This is a genomic window from Nocardia sp. NPDC050406 (genome assembly GCF_044459025.1).
In the GTDB taxonomy this organism is placed as follows: domain Bacteria; phylum Actinomycetota; class Actinomycetes; order Mycobacteriales; family Mycobacteriaceae; genus Nocardia.
Map to the genome: position 1 here is coordinate 1284170 of NZ_JBITIM010000001.1, position 18278 is coordinate 1302447.

The following is an 18278-nucleotide window of genomic DNA, read 5'->3' on the forward strand; positions in this document are numbered from 1 at the left end:
CCCGCCGCCGCAGCGTGATCGCTCCCCCGCGAAAGCTCTTCGCCACGACCAACTTCGGCCTCGTCCGGCTCATCGTCATCCCACAGAGTCGGGCGACCGACCGGTCCCCGATTCCCCGCCCCCCGCTGCTTCGTGGACGCCGCCCCACTCGCCGTCCCCGCCGCCTCCAACTCCGGCGGCGTCAGACGCCCCCGACGTTGCGCCTTCGTACCCGCGACCTCAGCGCCTTCCGACGCCACACCGGTCGCGAGATCGCGCTCAGCCGCCACCCCCGCCGGGTCTGCGGCCGACGCGCGCCGCAGTGGCTGATCGGCATCCGCCTCGCGACCGTTGGAGGCTGCGACGCTCCCGTTCTCCGCTTCGAACTCCGGCGGTGCCATGCGGCCTCGGCGTTGCGCCTTCGCGGCCGCGTTCTCCGGCGCGAGATCGCGCTCGCGCTGGGCGGGATCCACGGCTGGTGCGCGGCGGGATGTGCGTTCGCCATCCACCTCGCGGTGGTAAGCGGCTGTGCCACTGCCGCTTTCGGAGGCTTCCAGTTCCGGCGGGGTCATGCGGCCGCGGCGCTGCGCCTTGTCGGCGGTGCCTTGCTGGGTCGCGGTGTCGGCCGCGGCGGCTTCTCGTTCGCGTTGGGCTGCCAGCTCTTCCGGGTCCGCGGGTGGGTCGCGGCGGAGGAGGCGGCGGTCGGGCAGCGTGCCTCGGCGGGGGCGCTCGTGGTCGCGGAGGCGGGGGGCGGCGGGGCGCTCCGGCTCCGGGATCGCGGGGTCGCGCGGCGTCTCGGCGGGGTCGCCGGGGACGTCGCGGCGGGGGCCGCGCCGGGTGGGCGCGGTCGTATCCCGTTCGCGCACGGGTGGTTCGAGGTCACGTGCCATATCAACTCACCCCGCGAGTGCTTTCGGAATGGTGGCGTGTTCGGGGAGGATGACGCCGCAGCCCAGCGAGGCCGCGAAGGCGGCCGCCTGGTAGCGGTAGCAGCGTCGGATCTTCAGGCGCGCCTGCGTGGACAGGTCGCGGGTGATGGCTTCGATGCGGGGCAGGTCGCCGCGCAGCGGTTCGGTGATGGTGACCAGCGCGCCGAAGCGGGTGACGCCGTGGCCGCGCGCCTGTTCCTCGCGGGCCTGCTGGGTCGCGCCCACACGCAGGGTCGCCGCCGCCGACACCACACCGCGTTCGCTCTGCTGGGCGACGAGGGCGTTCTTGTAGTCGTCGTCCACGATCTGCGCGGCATCGCCCGCGGAGTGCGGGCGGTACACGATGGTGATGCGCTTGCGCGGCACCTCGGGATTGGGCGCGAGCAGCCGCTGCAGCACCCGTTCGTCGACCGCGCCCTCGGGGGCGGTGTCCATCTCCCAGGTGACCGAGCGGCCGCCGTCGTGAATGAAGTGGTCCCACCGCTCCTCGTGCGAGACCGGCCCGGCATCGGCCCAATCCAGACCGTGCCCGCCCGGCTCCCCCGCCGCCACTTCCAGATCGGCCTGCGAGGCCGGGTCGTAGCTGCGGCGAATGAACGAGATGATCTCGTCGGCCGACATGGGCTGGGCGCGCACCCCGGCCTCCGCCAGCGCCGCGCAGATACCGGGCAGGCGGCGGCCGATCTCCACCGCCTCCTCGGCCGGGTTCTTGCGACGCTCGGCGGTGGTGGCCTTGAAGGTGATGGCCACGCGCGGCAGCAACTGCACGCGTTCCTGCGGCAGCTCGGTCGCCAGCTCGTACATCACCTGCTGCGCCAGATCCGGCGCTTCGGGCCGGGTGATGGCGGAAACCTCGGTGAGCAAACGGTTTCCGGTCTCGGGCACGGTGTCGATGACCGGCACCACCGCCACGATGTCGGAGGTCTGCCCGAGCGAGGCCAGGAAGGTGCCCCACGCCGACACCCAGCGGTCGATGACCGGTTGGTCCACCGCCTCGTGCCCCTGCGGCCAGGCGCGCAAGACCACGGTGTACTGCCCGAATTGGGGTAGGTGGATCATGCCGAAGCTGTAGCCGCCCGCGTCGATGCCCTCGTAGAGCCGCGACGGCGCCATCAGCCCCGGCAGTCGGGTGACGCCGCCCGGAATCCGGGAGAACCGCCCGCCGCGGTACACGTGCTCACCCTTGCTGCGGCCTCGCAACCAATGGAACATCATCAATCCGTTCTCGTAGCCGGAGCGGCCCCCCGTCCGCCACACCAGTGGAACCATCACGACCAGACCGAATCCGGCCACGACGAACGCCGGTTTGGGCCCGGCGACCAACGCGGTCAGCAGCGACGTGATGACGACGACGAAGCCCAGGACGGTCTCGCCCCAGCGCAGGCCGAAAAGACCGGCGCTGCGGGGCTTCTGCCACAGTCCGTAGGCGCGACGCTCGTAGGTGTCGGTCATCGTCATCGCGGAATCGTGCTCCTGCCCAGATCGGGTGAACGGTTGGTCCAGCGATCACCGGCCATGTCACCCATGGCGTTCTCGGCCCGGCTGGCCCCCGCGGTCGCCGACCGCACCGAGGCGACCCGGCCCGCCACGCGCGAGGCCCCGGACGGCACCGCGCCGCCGCTGGGTTGTCCACCGCCGGAGGGACTTCCGGCCGCGGCGGGTCCGCGCGGTGGCGGTGTCGGGCGGGGTCCGCCCCCACCGCCGCCTCCGCCGCCCGGCCCACCGCCGCCGGTGCCGCGCGGCGGTCGCCCACCGCGCCCGTTGCCCACGTATCCGGCGGTACCCGGTGCGGCCGTGTTCTTCACGGCGACGGCTCGGGTGCCGACCGCGCCGAGCGCCGCCACGCCGACCAGGGTGCCGGTGGTGGCGGTCAGACCCGAACCACCGCTACCGACGATGGCCACCGCCGGGGTGACCAGGCGCATGAGCACCGGCAGCACGAAGGCCGCGCTGCACAGCAGCACGATGGCGACCAGCATGCGCTGGGCCTGATCGGCATCGGGAAGCCCTGCCGTGGAGGTCAATTCGTCCACATGCCCGGCCGTGCTGAAGGCGATCATGTAGACGATCGCCGCCACGGGTTTGTAGAGCATGAAGGCGATGATCCAGGCTATGAGCCGGGGATAGGACTGTTTTCCGGTGTTCGTCCCGGACGCCGCGGCCGCCAGTGGCAGCACACCCGCCGCGACTATCAGCAGACCTTGTCGCACGATGGCGAGCACGATCTGCGCGAGCGCGCCGAGGAGCCCGACTATCGCGATGATCAACACCAGGCCCGGTGAGAACGCCTGGAGCTTGGCGGTTTTCACCATCAGTTCCGCCAGGTTCTTGGCATTGCCGTCGGTGGCGTCGTTGATCACCCACTCGGAGAATTTGTCCGAGGCCTGGGTGCCCGCGACGATCACCGCCCCCAGCATCCAGGAGCTGAAGATCACGCGCGCGAACATGCGGAAGGATTCCGCGGCCTCGCTCATGGCCGCGCCGCGTCTGGCCTCGGCCAATCTCGCACCGGAGATGATGACCGACACCATCAAGAGCAATATCTGCGCCTGATACGTGTAGTCGTTGATCTTGGTGAATAGCGCCCCCGAGTCACTGACCCGTTCATTGGGCACCTTCATCCAGAACGTCAACGCGAGTATCAACGCCTCGCCCAGGCCGTTCATGAGCGAGTCGACCACCTTGCCGAAGGTGGAGTCCCACGCCTTGTCCCGGACCGCCGCGGCGGCGTCACCGGGATGGGTCGCGACATTGCCCGCCTTGCACGCTGCCGAGGCGGCGTCACCCAGGCTGATACCGGGAATGCCGAGACCGTCGAGGGAGTCGTGCAGTTCGTTGCAGGCCTCGTCGAAACCGTACTGGGCGTAAGCGACCGTCGGGGTGGCGAGCATGACGGTGAACACGACCGCGAAGATCGTGAGGATGCGCCTCAGCATATGATCCGCCTCTCCTGATCTGTTGCCCGGTCATTCACCATTTCGTCCACCCCGCAAGCGAATCCACGTACTCGGTCTGCGAGGACTTGGACGTCGCGGGCTTGAGTCTCCAGTCCCCGGCGTCCCAGACCATGATCAACCGCACCGCCGCCCACAACTGTCTGCCCTCGATCACGGGTCCGCGCGCGGCGAGCCGCACGATCGCCATATCGTCGGCGTAGTTCTCGACCTGAAACGCATCCGGCGCCACCAGGTACTTGGTCACCTTCTCCGGCTGCTGCTTGGGCAGCCGGGAGTCCGCCAGCGCCTGGTCGTAGGCGGCGACCTGCTGCGCCGACACCCGCACCTGACGCACATACAGTTCCCGGTCGGCGGGGCGGGCATTGAGCCGGTAGGTGATCTGCGCGGCCGCCAGCGCCGCACCCTGCGGGGTATGCGAATACCCCACCGCCAGACCGTTTTCGATACGGGTGGGGCCGTCGGAGGTGGAGAACGGCACCGACGCCCCGTACACCCGCTGCCAGCCGTGCGGCTCGGTGGTGCCCTCCGGCGCGGCCGTCAGCCAGTCCTGGTCGCTGGGCTTGCGCTGCGCGGAGGACTGCTGCGGAAGTGGTTGTCCGGCCGTGTTGTTGGGCACGTCCACCCGGCGGCCGAAGATATCGGTATCGGGCTCGGCGAAGCCGGTGGCATTCGGATCACCCGAAGTCGTCTGGGCCGCAGCGCCGTTCGCGTTCGCACCGGATTCGTCGCGATTGATCCACATGACCACGCCCACCACCAGGATGAGCGCCAGCAGAGCTGCCGAGGCGATCGCGCCGAAGGAGACGCGTTCCCGCTCGGGCGACTCCTTGTCGCTCATTTCGGTGCCTCCAAAGTCACTATGCCGGTGGGTAATTCATCGATCGCCTCGACCGCGGGGACGGTCGAGTCCGGATCGGGCAGCCGCAGCCGCCAGTCGTCACGGAACCATTCCACGGTGGTGTGTTTCACCGCGCGGGAGCTGTCGGCGTTCTCGATGTACACATCGACGGTGGATCTGTCCTCGGAGTAGCCGGTGATGCGGTAGCCGAGCAGTCTGGGGGTGTACTCCGGTTTGCTGGGCTCGGTGATGGTCAGTTGCATGCGGGAGACCGCCCAGCCGTCGCGCGCGGCCCCAGGTAAGGCCTCGCGGTCGAGCACGGTCTGCCACTGGGTGTCGGCGGCCACCAGCAGCCGCACCGAGTGGGTGATGGCCGCGACCGCGGCACCGGCCGGTGAGCGTTCGAATCCCGTTGCGGCGCCGTCGGTATCGCTGCGCGGCCCCTGGTCGGTGACCGGCAGCGCCACCCCCTGGTACACCTGCCAGCGCACCCCGGTGGGCGCGGGATACTCGGCCACGTCGCCGTCGCACGCGGCGGTGGCCAGTACGGCCGCGCCGAGTACACCGGCGGCGGAGCGCCGCAGGCGGGTGGGGGTGCCGGTGGGGTTCATAGTGGAATCCGTTGCGCGCCTAGGTCGGCAGCAGCGCGAGGGCGATGCCGCTGGCGGAGCTGGCCATAATGGCGCCCAGCAGACTCATCACCACCCCGTGCGTCGCCTCGTTGGCGGCCATATCGTCGCGGAAGGCGTACCACAGCTTGCCCGCGGCCAGAATCATCCAGGCCATGCAGAACAGCAGGACGCACCAGAGCAACCAGTCGATCAACTGCATGATCGGCCTGATCACGTCGGCGGGCATCTGCTTGTAGGCCAGCACGGTAACCATCGCGGACGCGGACATCAGCCGATCGCAGCGTTCATGATCGTGCCCGCGCTGGTAGCGATGATACCGCCGATCATGGCACCGGCGACCATCTTCGGGGATTCCAAACCGCCTCCTGTCCACTTCTCCCACGCGAACCTGCCACCCGCGTAGGTGATTCCGAGGATTCCGGACAACAACACGAACCAAGTGAAGTAGCGCACCAGTTTCAACAGCTTGTCCGACGCGGGCGGCGCCTCGGGGGTCGGATTCCCGACCTGCGCGAGAACGGCACCGTACGCGTCGTGTACGGCGAGAAGCATGCTCATCTGCTCTGTCCTAACTCCAAAATCCCACTGCTACTTACTATTTCGCCGATCCTCAGGCAATTCGGGCACGGCATGTCGGCTCAGCCTTCGTAATCCGACGTGTCGTGCGACGGCTCCGGGTCGGCAAGCGCCTCCCGGACGGCCGCGACAATGCCCGCACCGAGCTCGCGGACATCGGAGGGAACTTCGTGCAGCGGATCGGATTTCCGCTTGCGCTGCTGTGGCAGTGGGTCGCCGGGCGACCACACCGGAAGCTGATCGGGCTCGACCAGCGTCCACTCCTCGTGCCAGGGCACCTGCCACACCTGTCCGGCGAGCGAGCCGACCACATCGCGGTAGCGGCGGATCTCGGCCGGAATCCGGCCGGGGCGCGCGGCGACGGTCACCAGCCCCAAAACCTCGGTGGGACCGGCGAGATCGGCGTGGTGCTGACGGAGCAGGTCGTGGGCGCGGGTCAGACCCGGGATGGTCTCACGGGCGACCAGCACCACGAACGGGGATTCCCGGTCGAAGCCGCCGGGCCAGCGCCGGTGCGAATCAGCCGCTGGCGCAAGCACATGCGCGAGGGTGGTCGCGCCCGCCCCGCCGTGCACGCCCAGTAGCCAGACGAGTGGGGCGCGGCCCGCGCCCGGGACGGGGCGATCCCAGATGGGTGCGCGCAGGGCTTCGGGCGGCGGGACGACACCGGCCGCCATGGCGGGTTCGGATCGGCGTTCCTTCATGGCTGCGGTCATGATGCCACTCCAGCAAGCAGGCGGCGATAAGCCCGGCGTGTCTCCGGGGCGAGGTTGCTGTGCCGCACCAATTCTCCCCGGGCGAGGTGCGGATCGTAGGGGATTTCGCGGATATCGCGAACCCAACCGCTCAGATGCTCCCGCAAATGTTCAGCGATCCGAGAGTCGTTGCCGGGCAGCTGATGTGAGATGGCCACCACGGTGTCGCCGACGATGCCCGCGCCCTGCCCCTCGCCCTGGCCGCCGAAATTGTCGTCGAGCCACTCCAGGGTGATGCGCAGCCGGTTCGCGGCGTCGGCGCGGGCCGGAATGGCAAGGACCAGAGCGATATCGGCGTCTTCGAGCAGCGGGCGCAGATGGCGGCTGGCGATGGGATTGCCGCCGTCGTAGACGCCGGTGTAGCCGGAGTCGTGGATGCCGCGGGCCACCGTGAGGTAGGTGGCGCGGCGGCGCAGCGGGGCGGCGTCGCGCCACAGCAGCCCGATGCCGGAGGTGGCGCGGGACAGGCATTCCTTCAGCGGGGCGGGTTCGTCGTCGCCGCGGCCGTAGAGCCACGATTGCAGGCTGATCGGGCTCAGGTGCTCGTCGGCGCCGCGCAGGGCGATATCGCTGCCCGCCGAGGTGGCGTCGACGGCCACGGTCTGGGTGCCGACCGCGCCCAGCTCTCCCGCGATTCCCAGTGCGGTGGTGGTGGTTCCGGCCCCGCCACAGCCGCCGACCACGAGAATCGGGCGCGGGATGGGTCCTTCGTCGGAATCGTCGCGTCGCTTGCGGAAGCGAACTACCGGAGCACGCGCGGGCCGACCCGACGGCTCTCCCTCCTCGGGGGCCTCGTCGAGCCAGCGGCTCCAGTCCTGGTCCATATCCGTGCTCCTCTTATCCCGCCGGGATTCCCGCAGTGGTGGTGCGTGCGTCGACAACCATGGTGCCCATGGATTGCGCTGTGCCGCCATGGGAATGGAGCACATACAGGGCAACGCCGCCCGCCAGAGCCAGCAACAAGACGGCAATCAGCACGGCGGCGAGGGCGACCAGGCGACGGCGGCGGAACTTGGCCGACGCGGCGGCGGCCTCGGCCGCGCGCTCGGCGTCATCCAGGGGGTCGGATGTGGCGAAAGTCTCTGCGCCGCGCGAGCTTTCACGGCGACCGGGGCGCTTCGCGGGGCGCGGCGCGGGTGCGGTCGCCTCGGCCTCGGAGTCACGTTCGGCCGCGGCGGCTTTGGACCCACGCTTACCGAACTTGGGCTTGCGCGGGCCGGATTCGTCGTCTCGGTCCGTCGGCTCGTCGTCGGCATCCGCGTCGAGCGGGAAGGTCAACAGCTCGGCGGGGCGCTCACGGGGGCGCAGTTCCGGGGCGCGGTCGGTCACCCAGTCCGACCAGCGGCCGGAGAACTGGCTGCGACGGAAGACCGATTCCTCGACGGGCGGAACGACTTCGACGTCCTCGTCGCGAATGTAGTACGGGAATCCGGCGGCGCGGTCCTCGTCGTCGAAGGCGGCGACGGCCTGCGCCTCGTCGGGGGCGGCGTCGCCGTGCTCGGGTTCGAGCGCGGGGTACCAGCGGGACACCTTTTTGTACGACTTCAACATTTCCGGAGAGCGTGGCGCGTCGTGCGTCATCGTCGAACCCTCTCGGCGGTCGGTGAAGCGGGCGTGGTGCTGGACAGCAGGACCCCACCGCAACCGGACACGGTCCCGATTGGAAATTCTCTCGCATGAGCGGGAATCGCACCGGCCGACGCGCCGGAAATCACCCTCAGAAATTCAACGAATCTCTCGGACCGACCGGTACCATGCTTCACCCTCGAGCGGCGTACTCGCCAGTAACCACCGGGGTGAAAGCCGGTGCGGGGGGCCGCTCTTCCAGTTCAGGAGGTGAGAATCTACATTAACAAGACCTAGTAACAGGAGGTTGTGTGAAGACAGCAGATATCGTCGCGGTGGTTACCGGCGGCGCTTCCGGACTCGGCCTGGCCACCGTACGTGAACTCCACGGCGCGGGCGCTTCGGTCGTGATCATCGATCTTCCGTCGTCCGACGGCAAGGCAGTGGCCGAGGAACTCGGTGAGCGCGTGGTGTTCTCGCCCGGCGACGTGACCAGCGAAGCGGATGTGACCGCCGCCCTGGATGCCGCCGCCGGACTCGGCACCCTGCGAATCGCGGTGAACTGCGCGGGTATCGGCAATGCCGTGCGCACGGTGAGCAAGAAGGGCGCGTTCCCGCTCGACGCCTTCACCAAGGTCGTCACTGTCAACCTGATCGGATCCTTCAATGTGATCCGGCTGGCCGCCGAGCGGATGGCCGCCACCGAGGAGGCCGACGGCGAGCGCGGCGTCATCGTCAACACCGCGTCGGTCGCGGCCTTCGACGGCCAGATCGGGCAGGCCGCCTACTCGGCGTCCAAGGGCGGCATCGTCGGCATGACCCTGCCGATCGCGCGCGACCTGTCGGGTTACAAGATTCGCGTGAACACCATTGCGCCGGGTCTGTTCCGCACGCCGCTGTTCTCCACGCTCTCCGACGAGGCCATCGCCTCGCTGGAGGCGCAGGTGCCGCACCCCTCGCGCCTGGGCGACCCCAAGGAGTACGCCGCCCTGGTTCGCCACATCGTGGAGAACCCGATGCTGAACGGTGAGACGATCCGCCTCGACGGCGCGATCCGCATGGCTCCCCGCTAGCCGAGAACGGCGCTGGCCGAGGGCGATTCCTCGGCCAGCGCCGAATGCTACAGCGCTGCCAGCACTCCCACGGTGAGGATGGCGAGCGCGGGTGTCATGGTGAGCACACCGAGCAGGCCGAGCGGTCCGGTGCGCGCCTTCTCGGCGAACTCGTCGTTCACACCCAGCAGCCAATTGAGCGTGTCCTTGGCCGCGATCAGGACTCCGGACAGGACCAGCAGCCACGCCGCGGCGGCCTCCCACGCGCCGGATAGCTCCGACATACGAACCGCCCAGACCAGGCCGAGCAGAATCACGCCCTGCATGACCGCGCCGACATGGGCCACCGTGAGGTATCGCGGCGTGGGTGGATTGCCCTCGCGCATGCGCAGCGCGGTCATGGGAAAGCCCAGTAGGAAACCGTAGACCAGGGTCAACACGCCGCCGACCACGAGAATCTTCTCCGCGCCGCTCATGGCATCCCCTTTCGGTGCTTTCACGATAGGCGTGCGGGCTCCGCGACACGCTCGGAGCCGCGAATCTCAGGGGATGCCACGGCGGGTCGGGTCACGGTGTGCGACCAGGCGACCACCGCGAGGGCGGTGATGCCCAGGGCGGCGCCGATCCAGGCGACCGACGAGTAGCCCCAGCCCGCGCCGATGGCCAGACCACCCAGCCACGGACCCGCGGTGATGCCGACATTGAACGCGGCCACATTGCCCGCCGCGCCGAGCGTGGAAGCCTGTGGGGCGAGGGTGAAGACGCGGCTGTTGAGGACCGGGTTGGTGCCGAAGCCGAACGCGCCCAACAGGAATACCAGCGCCACCACCGGGACGAGGTGTTCGGCGGTGAGGGCCAGCAGCGCCGAGGTGACGGTCAGGCCGGTGATGCCGACGGTGACGGTGCGCAGCGGATGCGCGTCGGCGACCCTGCCGCCCAGCATGATTCCCAGCAGTGCGCCGAGACCGTAGATGCCCAGGACGAGGGGGACACCGGCCTCGGCCAGCCGCGTGGTGTCGGTGAGCAGGGCGCCGAGGTAGCTGAAGGAGACGAGCAGCGCGGCGGTGGCCAGCGTGGTGGTGCCGAACAGCAGCCATACCGGCGCGGTGGCCAAGGCGCGCACTTCGTTTCGGACGCGCGGGGTGCCGGTGGGGCGGCCCTCCGGGACCTTGGCGAGGACGCCGACCATGGCCAGCAGCGACAGCAGCGCGACGGTCCAGAACGCGGCGCGCCAGCCCAGGTGCTGGCCGATGACGGTGCCCGCGGGCAGACCGATGATGGTGGCGACGGTGAGGCCGCCCGCGACCACGCTCATGGCGCGGCCGCGGGCGTTCTCGGCGACCAGGCCGACCGCGGTGGCGGCGGCGACCGACCAGAATCCGGCGTAGACGAAGGCCGCGACGAAGCGAGTCGCGAAGAGCACCCAGTAGTCCGAGGTGAGCGCGCCGACGACGTGGGCGGCGGCGAAGACCGCGAGGAAGGCCAGCAGGGCGGTGCGGCGGGGCCAGCGCAGGGTGACGATGGCGAGAATCGGCGCGCCGACGAGCATGCCGAGGGCGAACGCGGAGATGAGCAGTCCGGTCTGGGGCACGGAAACGCCCAGATCGCCTGCCATTTCGGTGAGCAGGCCCGCCAGCATGAGTTCGGAGGTGCCCTGGGCGAATATGGACAGGCCCAGGATGTAGACGGCCACTGGCATCGAACGGTCCCTTCATCAGGTGGATCGGATAGTTTTGGATTGGTCGGTTCAAAACTGGGGCATGGGCAGATGCGACGAAAACCCAACGCGCGCTGGGCGTCAGGCGGTCAGAGGCAGTCGAGGGCGACGGTCGCGATGGCCTCGAGAGTGTCGCGCGTGGCACCGCCACGCGCCGCGACGCGCATACCGCCGATGGTGGCGATCACGAAGTTCGCCAGATCGGTGGGATCGCGGCGAGTGTCGAGATCTCCGGCGCGCTGCCCCGCGGTGATGGCCGTGACGAGAGCGGCGCGACGGCGGTCCTGGTCGGTGCGCAGCAGCCGGGCCACCTCGCCGTCACGGGTGCCGAGTTCGACGGTCGCGTTCACCACCAGGCAGCCCAGGGGATCGTCGTCCGGCGCGTCGACGATGCGCCACAGCAGCGCGCGAATCTTGTCCTTCGCCGAGCCCGGTCCGTCGAGGACGGCGAAGGTGTCGGAGTTCTTGTCCGCCATGTATCGCCGCAGGGCGCGCTGGAACAGGTCGTGTTTGCTGCTGAAGGTGTTGTAGATACTGCTGCGGCCCAATCCCGTGGCCTCACACAGGGCTTCGGTGGAGGTGCCGTCGTAGCCCGCGCGCCAGAAGGCGCGCATGGCGGCATCCAGGGCTTTCTCCTCGTCGAACTGCTTCGGTCGGGCCATGGGCACACGCTAACACGTTTTGGATAGATCAGTCCAGAATGGGTGCGGGTGATTGGCCTTTACGGCCAAGACCTTTCAACTGTGTGTCACGCGGTGCGTCATCCGGCTACCTTCGGCCCGGCAGGGCGATGTGATTCCGACCGGTCCCGCGGATGTGAACGTGCTCGCACCGTCGCCCGCCGCCGCAAGATCGCGTGATACGGGGAGTGTGGGTCATGTCTGTTCGAATGCACGGTGGTGTTCTCACTGCGGCAGTGGCGATTTCGGCGGGGGTGCTGTGCGGCGCCGCGCCCGCGCAGGCCGATCCGGCGTGGTGTCCGGACCTGTACGTGGTGGCCGCGCCCGGCACCTGGGAGACCTCCCTCGACGATCCGCGCCAGGGCATGTTGTCCATGGTGACCGACGGGCTGCCGAGCAATGTGCGCAGCGACTACGTGAACTATCCGGCGACCGCGCTGCCGTGGGAGGGCGAGGTGTACGGGCGGTCCAAGATGGAGGCGTTCACGCGGGCGCGCGGACTGGTCTCATCCATGGCGCAGCAGTGCGGCACAACGCGTTTCGCGCTGCTCGGCTACAGCCAGGGCGCGGACGCGGTCGGCGATCTGGCCGCCGAGATCGGCACCGGGCTCGGCGTGGTGCCCGCCGACCGGGTGGCCGCCGTCGGTCTGATCGCCGATCCGCGCCGCTCGCCCCTCGACCCGCTGGTGGGTCCGCCGGTGCCGGGGGCCGGTGCGGGCGGGCCCCGGCCCACCGGGTTCGGCTGGCTGAGCCCGCGCGTGCGCACCTTCTGCGCGGTCGGCGACCTCTACTGCTCCACCACCACAACGGATTTCGCCACCCGCATAGCCGGGTTCTTCGCGCAGATCTCCGCACCGGACCCGGCGCACATGGGCCGCTACCAATCCGAATTCCAGTCCATCCTGGACGATCTCATGATCTCCGGCGGCTGGCCGACGCTGCAGCTGCATCTGAGCGATCCCAACAACGAGGCGCGCTTCCGAGAATTCTTCGAATCCGCCGTACACCAGTCCTACCCGCACTATGTAGTGGATGATGCGGGCGTCACCACAATGGACTGGCTACGCCGCTGGCTCACGGAAGCGGCCCGCTGACCCCGTCCAGCCCGGAAGGCGGACCCGATGCTCCTGCGCCCCTGGACGATCCCCGTCCTCGTGACCACCTCCATCCTCACCGCCACCGCCATCCTCACCATTACCGCGCCGACCGCACACGGCGGCGTCCCGGTCCACTCCGCCACCGTTGTCCGCGCGCCGACCTAGCTTGCGCGGCGGTATTCGAACCCGCTGTGCGACAACCGGATAGGCGCCGGATCGACGCGAGGGAAAGGCGGAAATCAGGGGTTGCGACCGACGCTTCAGTGTGCTATATCAAAACTATGTCAGCTGACGTAGATCAGCTGAGTCGAATGATCGACGCCGACCCCGCGGTCCAGCGCTTCTTCGGAGGTGGTGATGACCACGATCGATACCCGGCCACAGGAACTCGTGTGGCTCGACGACCGGCTGCTCACGCTGGACCCCGACCTCGAGACGTTGTTCGCGGAGGTCGACGACATCTTGTGTGAGGCCGAGGCGCGGTCGACGCACCCGCATCGCGGCCGAGCACACGCCCCGCGGCCCGCTGGCGGCGGCACAGTCACACGAACAGTCGAGCCGCCGCGACTGCGGGGACGGCCGCCGCGCCCCGTGCCGCCCACCCAACGCGCGCCGCCCGGACGTTGAGGCCGAGCACACGCCGCGCGCGAGAGCGCGCTTCTCGGTGAGAGCGAGGTGATGCCACCATTCGGATCGATCAGACCTATGGTGGCGGGGGTTGTAAGACATACCCGCACATGGCGTTCCACGGACAGCGCCGGTAAGTGGCTGCCGAACGCACGGCCACCGACGTGGCATCGCGGGCGTCCCCCGCTCACCTGTCAGGGTCCTCTTCGAGTACGCATGATCCCTTCCATCGCGAGGTGGGCCTTGTGCCCACCTCGTCTCGTGTCAGCTGGGCTCGGCTGTCGTGGCCGCGATGCTGGCCTGCACCCCTGGGATGTGGTCGGGTTCGGTGAAGGCGGCGGCCAGGCTTTCGGCGGTGCCGTCGAAGTGGTGGGTGAAGAACTCCGCCATTTCGGTGGCGACCGCTCGGCTGCGCGCGAACATCTCGTGTTCGTAGGCGGCGAGGGCGGCCTCGATATCGCCGGGGTGCGCGGCGAGGGCCTCGCCCAATTCGGCGCCGTCGAGCATGGCGAGGTTGGCGCCCTCGCCGTTCGGGGGTGCGAGATGGGCGGCGTCACCGAGCAGGGTCACACCCGGCGCTCGATCCCAACGGTGTCCGATCGGCAGCGCGTACTGCGGACGGCAGACCAGCGCGCTGTCGCACGCGGTGATCAGCGCGGTGAGTTCCGGTGCCCAGCCGTCGAATTCGCGGGCGATGCGCGCGGCGGCCGCGCCCGAATCGTTGAAATCGATGGCGGCGAACCACTCCAGCGGCCTCGTGAGCACGATATAGGAGTGCAGCGTATCGCCCTTCTCCCGGTGGGCGAAGATCTCGTTGCCGGGTGCGGGCACCATCAGCGAACCCCCACCGACGGTCTTCGCGGTCTGCGGATGACGGGTGTCGGCGTCGAACAGATACCCCTCGATACACGATTCGCCCGTGTATTCCGGTGTGGCGCTGGACAACAACGACCGAACCCGAGACCACGCGCCGTCCGCACCCACCAACAGATCGGTGATCACGGAACCACCGTCGGCGAACCGCACCTCGTGGCGACCCCCACCGAGAGCGCGCACCCCGCTGACCTTGTGCCCCCACCGAACGGTCCCCTCGGGCAACGAGTCGAGCAACAACTGCCGCAACTCCCCCCGCAACACCTCGGGACGCCCACCGGTCCCGTCATCGCCCTTCTCCAGCAGCACACGCCCCGTCGTATCGAGAATCCGCATCGCCTGCCGCCCCTCGAGCACCAGCCCCCGAAACTCGTCCATCAACCCCGCCGCCGCCACCGCGACCTGCCCGTTGTAATCGTGAATATCGAGCATCCCGCCCTGCGTCCGAGCCGTCGGCGACGGCTCCGCCTCGTACACCACCGCCTCGATCCCATGCACATGCAACACCCGAGCCAAGGTGAGCCCACCCAACCCGGCACCAACGATCGTCACTGAAAAAGTCATGTCCACAACGCTGCCGACCCCGAATTGCACCACCCTTGCGCACACCTTGCGGGACGCATGCACGCAACAGCCTCCTACCCACGGACTTTCGCGACCCGCTAGCCGAGCCGGGCGAGAAGGACCGCCAACCGGGGTTGTCCAGGGTGAAGCGGTCGGCGGAATTCGGGTCGCGGGTGGGGGTGTTGCGCAGGAGGTGACTACAGCTCGAATGAAAGTACTGGTTGTGTACGCGCATCCGAAGCCGGATTCACTGACCGGGGCGTTGAAGGACGTCGCGGTGGCGCAGTTGCGGGGGGAGGGGCATGAGGTTCGGGTGTCGGATCTGTATGCGATGGGGTGGAAGGCGGCGGCTGATACCGGGGATTTCGGGGAGGTGGAGGAGGGCAACTTCATGTTGGCCTCGGGGGAGGCTTATCGGAATGGCACGTTGAGTGCGGATATTCGGGCCGAGCAGGAGAAACTGCTGTGGGCCGATGTGGTGCTGCTGCACTTTCCGCTGTGGTGGTACAGCATGCCCGCCATTCTGAAGGGGTGGGTGGATCGGGTGTTCACCTGCGGATTCGCCTACGGCGCGGGCGGCGACGCCATTCCGCGGTACGGCGCGGGGCGCTTGGCTGGCCGTCGCGCCATGCTGGTCGTGTCCATCGGGGGCCGCGAACCCTCGTACTCCGATCGCGGTATCAACGGCCCGGTCGACGACCTGCTCTTCCCCATCCAGCACGGCATTCTGTACTACCCGGGTATGGATGTGCTCCCGCCGTTCGTCGTACACGGCACGCTGCGCGTCGACACGGAGCGCTTCGACGAGATCGCGGACGCACTGCGCCAACGCCTGACCGAGCTGCCCAAGACCGAGCCGATCCGCTACCGACCCCAGGACTCCGGCGACTACGATCGCACCTTGCGGCTCGAACCGGGGCTGGAAGCGGCGGGCGCGACCGGGTTCGGGATACACGTACGACCGTAACCGGCTGAGCCGCAACGGCTCTCGCCGCGGAACCACACCGCGTACTCCCCCGCCGCTCCGCCGACAGCGGCACCGGATGTACCCTGTGTTCGTGCAGCGCGCTCAGTTCACCACGACGCCGGACGACGTCCCGGCGCGCTGAACCCTGTTCGACACCAAGCCCCGGGCGGATGCCCGGGGCTTTTTCGCGTGGTCATCCGTCCGTCACCAGAGGAGGAGACCACCATGTTCGATCACCGGAAGCTGGGCCGTGAGCTCGGATTGTTCGACACCGACCCGCTCATCGGTGCGGGATTGCCGTACTGGCTGCCCGACGGGGCGATCGTGCGGCACGGTCTCGAGGAATACACTTGGACCCAGGAGCGACGAGCGGGCTACCGGCATGTGTACTCGCCCGTCCTGGGGAAGCGGGAGCTGTACGAAATCTCCGGGCACTGGGCGCATTACGACGAGGACATGTACCCGCCCATGGATATCGGCGGCGAGCAGGTGGTGCTGCGGCCGAGCCTGTGCCCGCACCACGCGGTGATGTTTCGGTCACGGTCGCACAGCTATCGCGAACTGCCGCTGCGAATGGCCGAGCTGGGTGCCATGTATCGGTCCGAATTGTCCGGAGTATTGGGCGGTTTGACCCGGGTGCGGTGCATTCAGCTCAATGACGCGCACATCTTCTGCACCCTGGACCAGGTGGCCGACGAGGCCGCGGGCGCACTGGCCGCGATCGGTTCGGCGTATCGGGCGATGGGGATCGCCGCTCCGCGCTATCGACTGTCACTGCCGGGACCGGGTGGGAAATACGTTGCGGCACCGGAGATGTGGCGGCAGGCCACCAAGATACTGAGTGAGGTGTTGGATCGCTCGGGGGTCGGGTACGAGGCGGTCGCGGGTGAGGCCGCGTTCTACGGACCGAAGATCGACGTGCAGGTCACCGATCACGCGGGACGCGAATCGACCCTGTCCACCGTGCAGGTCGATTTCCATCAACCCGAACGCTTCGACCTGCACTACATCGGCCCCGACGGCGCGAAGCATCGGCCGGTCATGGTGCACCGCAGCATTATCGGCAGCGTCGAACGCGCGGTCGCCCAGATGATCGAGGAACAGGGCGGGGCGTTCCCGGCGTGGCTGGCTCCGCTCCAGGTGGCGGTGCTGCCGATTTCGGCGCGGGAGGAGGCCGCGGCGAGCGCACTGCGCGACCGCTGTCTCGCCGCGGGCCTGCGCGCCGAGGTGCGCCATGCCGACGCCGGGAGCCTCGGGGCCCGGGTGCGCGAAAACCGGCTGGCACCCTACCAATTCGTGCTCGGTCCCGCCGAAATGGCGAAAGGCGATGTGGCGGTGCGGCTGCGGGACGGACGACGGTTGCCCGTTCAACCTGCCGAGCGCGCGGTGGCCCGCATTCGTGACCTGGTGCGGCGATTCGACCCTCGCCTGTGGACCGACTGATACGAACACCGAAGATCCGTGACCAATCTAGCGACATGTCGGCAAACTTTCTGCGGTCCGGTGACCTATCGTGCAATGAAGGCCAGTCACGGAGAGAAGCGAGCAGGAGCGTCAACGGATCGTGAGTGCAGTGAGTGTGTCCGAGCAGTCGGCAGTTTCCGAGCTACCTCATGGCGAAGCACGAACCATCGCGCTGTGCAATCAGAAGGGCGGGGTGGGTAAGACCACCTCGACCATCAATCTGGGTGCGGCGCTCGCGGAGTGCGGACAGCGCGTGCTGCTGGTCGATCTCGATCCGCAGGGCGCGCTCTCGGCGGGCCTGGGCGTGCCACCCAACGACCTCACGCTCACGGTCTACGACCTACTCGGGAAGTCCGCGCCGCATATCGACGAGGTGCTGATCAAGACCACTGTCGACAATATGGATCTGCTGCCGAGCAATATCGACCTGTCCGCCGCGGAGATTCAACTGGTCAACGAGGTGGGCCGGGAGCAGTCGCTGCGGCGGGTGCTGGATCCGGTGCGCGAGCGCTACGACTACATCCTCATCGACTGCCAGCCCTCGCTGAGCCTGCTCACCGTCAACGCGCTCGCCTGCGCCGACGGCGTCATCATTCCGATGGAGTGCGAATTCTTCTCGCTGCGCGGGCTCGCCCTGCTCACCGACACCATGGAGAAGGTGCGCGAGCGGCTCAACCCCCGGCTCGAGCTGTCCGGCATCGTGGTCACCATGTTCGACGCGCGCCTGCTGCACGCCCGCCAGGTCATGGCGCGCGTCGGCGAGGTCTTCGGCGACCGCGTCTACGAGACGGTGATCTCGCGCACGGTCCGCTTCCCCGACGCCACCATCGCCGGTGAGCCCATCACCACCTGGGCGCCGAAATCCGCTGGCGCGGAGCAGTATCGGGCACTGGCACGCGAGGTCCTCGCCCAATCCCGGTGAAAATGCGTTGCGGCGATCGCCCACACCCTGCGACCGTTGGCCTGCCGTGCGGGTCCGGATTCCGACGGGCCAGCCGGGGGGAA

20 protein-coding genes are annotated in these 18278 nt (G+C 68.7%); 7 read left to right on the forward strand and 13 right to left on the reverse strand.

All coding sequences use genetic code 11. The features are described 5' to 3' along the window. Nucleotides 1-875 precede the first annotated feature (875 nt). From ACIBH2_RS06070 to ACIBH2_RS06110, 9 genes are all read right to left on the reverse strand, one after another. Nucleotides 876-2366 carry an SCO6880 family protein gene (locus tag ACIBH2_RS06070; protein WP_397113983.1) on the reverse strand — a complete coding sequence of 497 codons (1491 nt, stop codon included), beginning with the start codon at nt 2364-2366 and terminating at the stop codon, nt 876-878. Continuing rightward, nucleotides 2363-3844, reverse strand: a complete 1482-nt coding sequence (locus ACIBH2_RS06075) for a hypothetical protein (RefSeq protein WP_397113985.1) — start codon at nt 3842-3844, stop codon at nt 2363-2365. Before ACIBH2_RS06075 ends, ACIBH2_RS06070 begins: the two co-directional genes overlap by 4 nt. A 34-nt stretch (nt 3845-3878) precedes the next feature. After that, complete coding sequence (locus ACIBH2_RS06080) at nt 3879-4703, reverse strand: hypothetical protein (protein WP_397113987.1); 825 nt, start codon at nt 4701-4703, stop codon at nt 3879-3881. Beyond that, the gene (locus tag ACIBH2_RS06085) at nt 4700-5314 is read right to left on the reverse strand and encodes a hypothetical protein (protein WP_397113989.1); all 615 of its coding nucleotides are present in this window, start codon (nt 5312-5314) and stop codon (nt 4700-4702) included. Before ACIBH2_RS06085 ends, ACIBH2_RS06080 begins: the two co-directional genes overlap by 4 nt. Before the next feature lie 19 nt (nt 5315-5333). Next, entirely contained in the window at nt 5334-5603 is a 270-nt protein-coding gene (locus ACIBH2_RS06090) for a hypothetical protein (protein WP_397113991.1), read from the reverse strand. Continuing rightward, nucleotides 5603-5893 (reverse strand): hypothetical protein, encoded by a 291-nt coding sequence (locus tag ACIBH2_RS06095; RefSeq protein ID WP_397113993.1) that lies wholly within the window; start codon nt 5891-5893, stop codon nt 5603-5605. Before ACIBH2_RS06095 ends, ACIBH2_RS06090 begins: the two co-directional genes overlap by 1 nt. An 80-nt stretch (nt 5894-5973) precedes the next feature. Beyond that, entirely contained in the window at nt 5974-6627 is a 654-nt protein-coding gene (locus tag ACIBH2_RS06100) for a hypothetical protein (RefSeq protein WP_397113995.1), read from the reverse strand. Next, nucleotides 6624-7490 (reverse strand): MinD/ParA family protein, encoded by an 867-nt coding sequence (locus ACIBH2_RS06105; protein ID WP_397113997.1) that lies wholly within the window; start codon nt 7488-7490, stop codon nt 6624-6626. Before ACIBH2_RS06105 ends, ACIBH2_RS06100 begins: the two co-directional genes overlap by 4 nt. A gap of 13 nt (nt 7491-7503) precedes the next feature. Next, complete coding sequence (locus ACIBH2_RS06110; protein ID WP_397113999.1) at nt 7504-8217, reverse strand: hypothetical protein; 714 nt, start codon at nt 8215-8217, stop codon at nt 7504-7506. A 326-nt stretch (nt 8218-8543) separates the two neighbouring features. Here ACIBH2_RS06110 and ACIBH2_RS06115 point away from each other — a divergent pair, with 326 nt between their 5' ends. Next, nucleotides 8544-9305, forward strand: coding sequence for a 3-hydroxyacyl-CoA dehydrogenase (locus tag ACIBH2_RS06115; RefSeq protein ID WP_397114001.1), 762 nt, complete (start codon nt 8544-8546; stop codon nt 9303-9305). Between the two features lie 47 nt (nt 9306-9352). On the opposite strand, the gene ACIBH2_RS06120 is transcribed toward ACIBH2_RS06115, so the two are convergent. The 3 genes from ACIBH2_RS06120 to ACIBH2_RS06130 all read right to left on the reverse strand — a co-directional run bounded on the left by ACIBH2_RS06120 (nt 9353) and on the right by ACIBH2_RS06130 (nt 11663). Continuing rightward, nucleotides 9353-9760 carry a hypothetical protein gene (locus tag ACIBH2_RS06120; RefSeq protein ID WP_397114003.1) on the reverse strand — a complete coding sequence of 136 codons (408 nt, stop codon included), beginning with the start codon at nt 9758-9760 and terminating at the stop codon, nt 9353-9355. Nucleotides 9761-9780: 20 nt separating this feature from the next. Next, complete coding sequence (locus ACIBH2_RS06125; protein WP_397114005.1) at nt 9781-10983, reverse strand: Cmx/CmrA family chloramphenicol efflux MFS transporter; 1203 nt, start codon at nt 10981-10983, stop codon at nt 9781-9783. Between the two features lie 107 nt (nt 10984-11090). Next, nucleotides 11091-11663, reverse strand: a complete 573-nt coding sequence (locus ACIBH2_RS06130) for a TetR/AcrR family transcriptional regulator (RefSeq protein ID WP_397114007.1) — start codon at nt 11661-11663, stop codon at nt 11091-11093. 215 nt (nt 11664-11878) lie between these two features. On the opposite strand from ACIBH2_RS06130, the gene ACIBH2_RS06135 reads away from it, so the two are divergent. The 3 genes from ACIBH2_RS06135 (at nt 11879) to ACIBH2_RS06145 (ending at nt 13405) form a co-directional block, all read left to right on the forward strand. Beyond that, on the forward strand, nt 11879-12775 hold the full coding sequence (locus ACIBH2_RS06135) for a cutinase family protein (protein WP_397114009.1): 897 nt from the start codon (nt 11879-11881) through the stop codon (nt 12773-12775). A gap of 27 nt (nt 12776-12802) precedes the next feature. Beyond that, nucleotides 12803-12943 (forward strand): hypothetical protein, encoded by a 141-nt coding sequence (locus ACIBH2_RS06140; RefSeq protein WP_397114011.1) that lies wholly within the window; start codon nt 12803-12805, stop codon nt 12941-12943. A gap of 192 nt (nt 12944-13135) precedes the next feature. Further along, on the forward strand, nt 13136-13405 hold the full coding sequence (locus tag ACIBH2_RS06145) for a hypothetical protein (protein WP_397114013.1): 270 nt from the start codon (nt 13136-13138) through the stop codon (nt 13403-13405). 264 nt (nt 13406-13669) lie between these two features. On the opposite strand, the gene ACIBH2_RS06150 is transcribed toward ACIBH2_RS06145, so the two are convergent. Continuing rightward, nucleotides 13670-14842 carry an FAD-dependent oxidoreductase gene (locus ACIBH2_RS06150; RefSeq protein WP_397114015.1) on the reverse strand — a complete coding sequence of 391 codons (1173 nt, stop codon included), beginning with the start codon at nt 14840-14842 and terminating at the stop codon, nt 13670-13672. A 208-nt stretch (nt 14843-15050) separates the two neighbouring features. Between ACIBH2_RS06150 and ACIBH2_RS06155 the strand changes: the two genes are divergently transcribed. The 3 genes from ACIBH2_RS06155 to ACIBH2_RS06165 all read left to right on the forward strand — a co-directional run bounded on the left by ACIBH2_RS06155 (nt 15051) and on the right by ACIBH2_RS06165 (nt 18195). Beyond that, on the forward strand, nt 15051-15809 hold the full coding sequence (locus ACIBH2_RS06155; RefSeq protein ID WP_397114018.1) for an NAD(P)H-dependent oxidoreductase: 759 nt from the start codon (nt 15051-15053) through the stop codon (nt 15807-15809). 189 nt (nt 15810-15998) lie between these two features. Continuing rightward, a complete protein-coding gene (gene thrS, locus ACIBH2_RS06160; RefSeq protein WP_397114020.1) occupies nt 15999-17252 on the forward strand; it encodes a threonine--tRNA ligase in 1254 nt (417 codons plus the stop codon). A gap of 130 nt (nt 17253-17382) precedes the next feature. Beyond that, complete coding sequence (locus ACIBH2_RS06165) at nt 17383-18195, forward strand: ParA family protein (protein ID WP_397116838.1); 813 nt, start codon at nt 17383-17385, stop codon at nt 18193-18195. Nucleotides 18196-18278 lie beyond the last annotated feature (83 nt).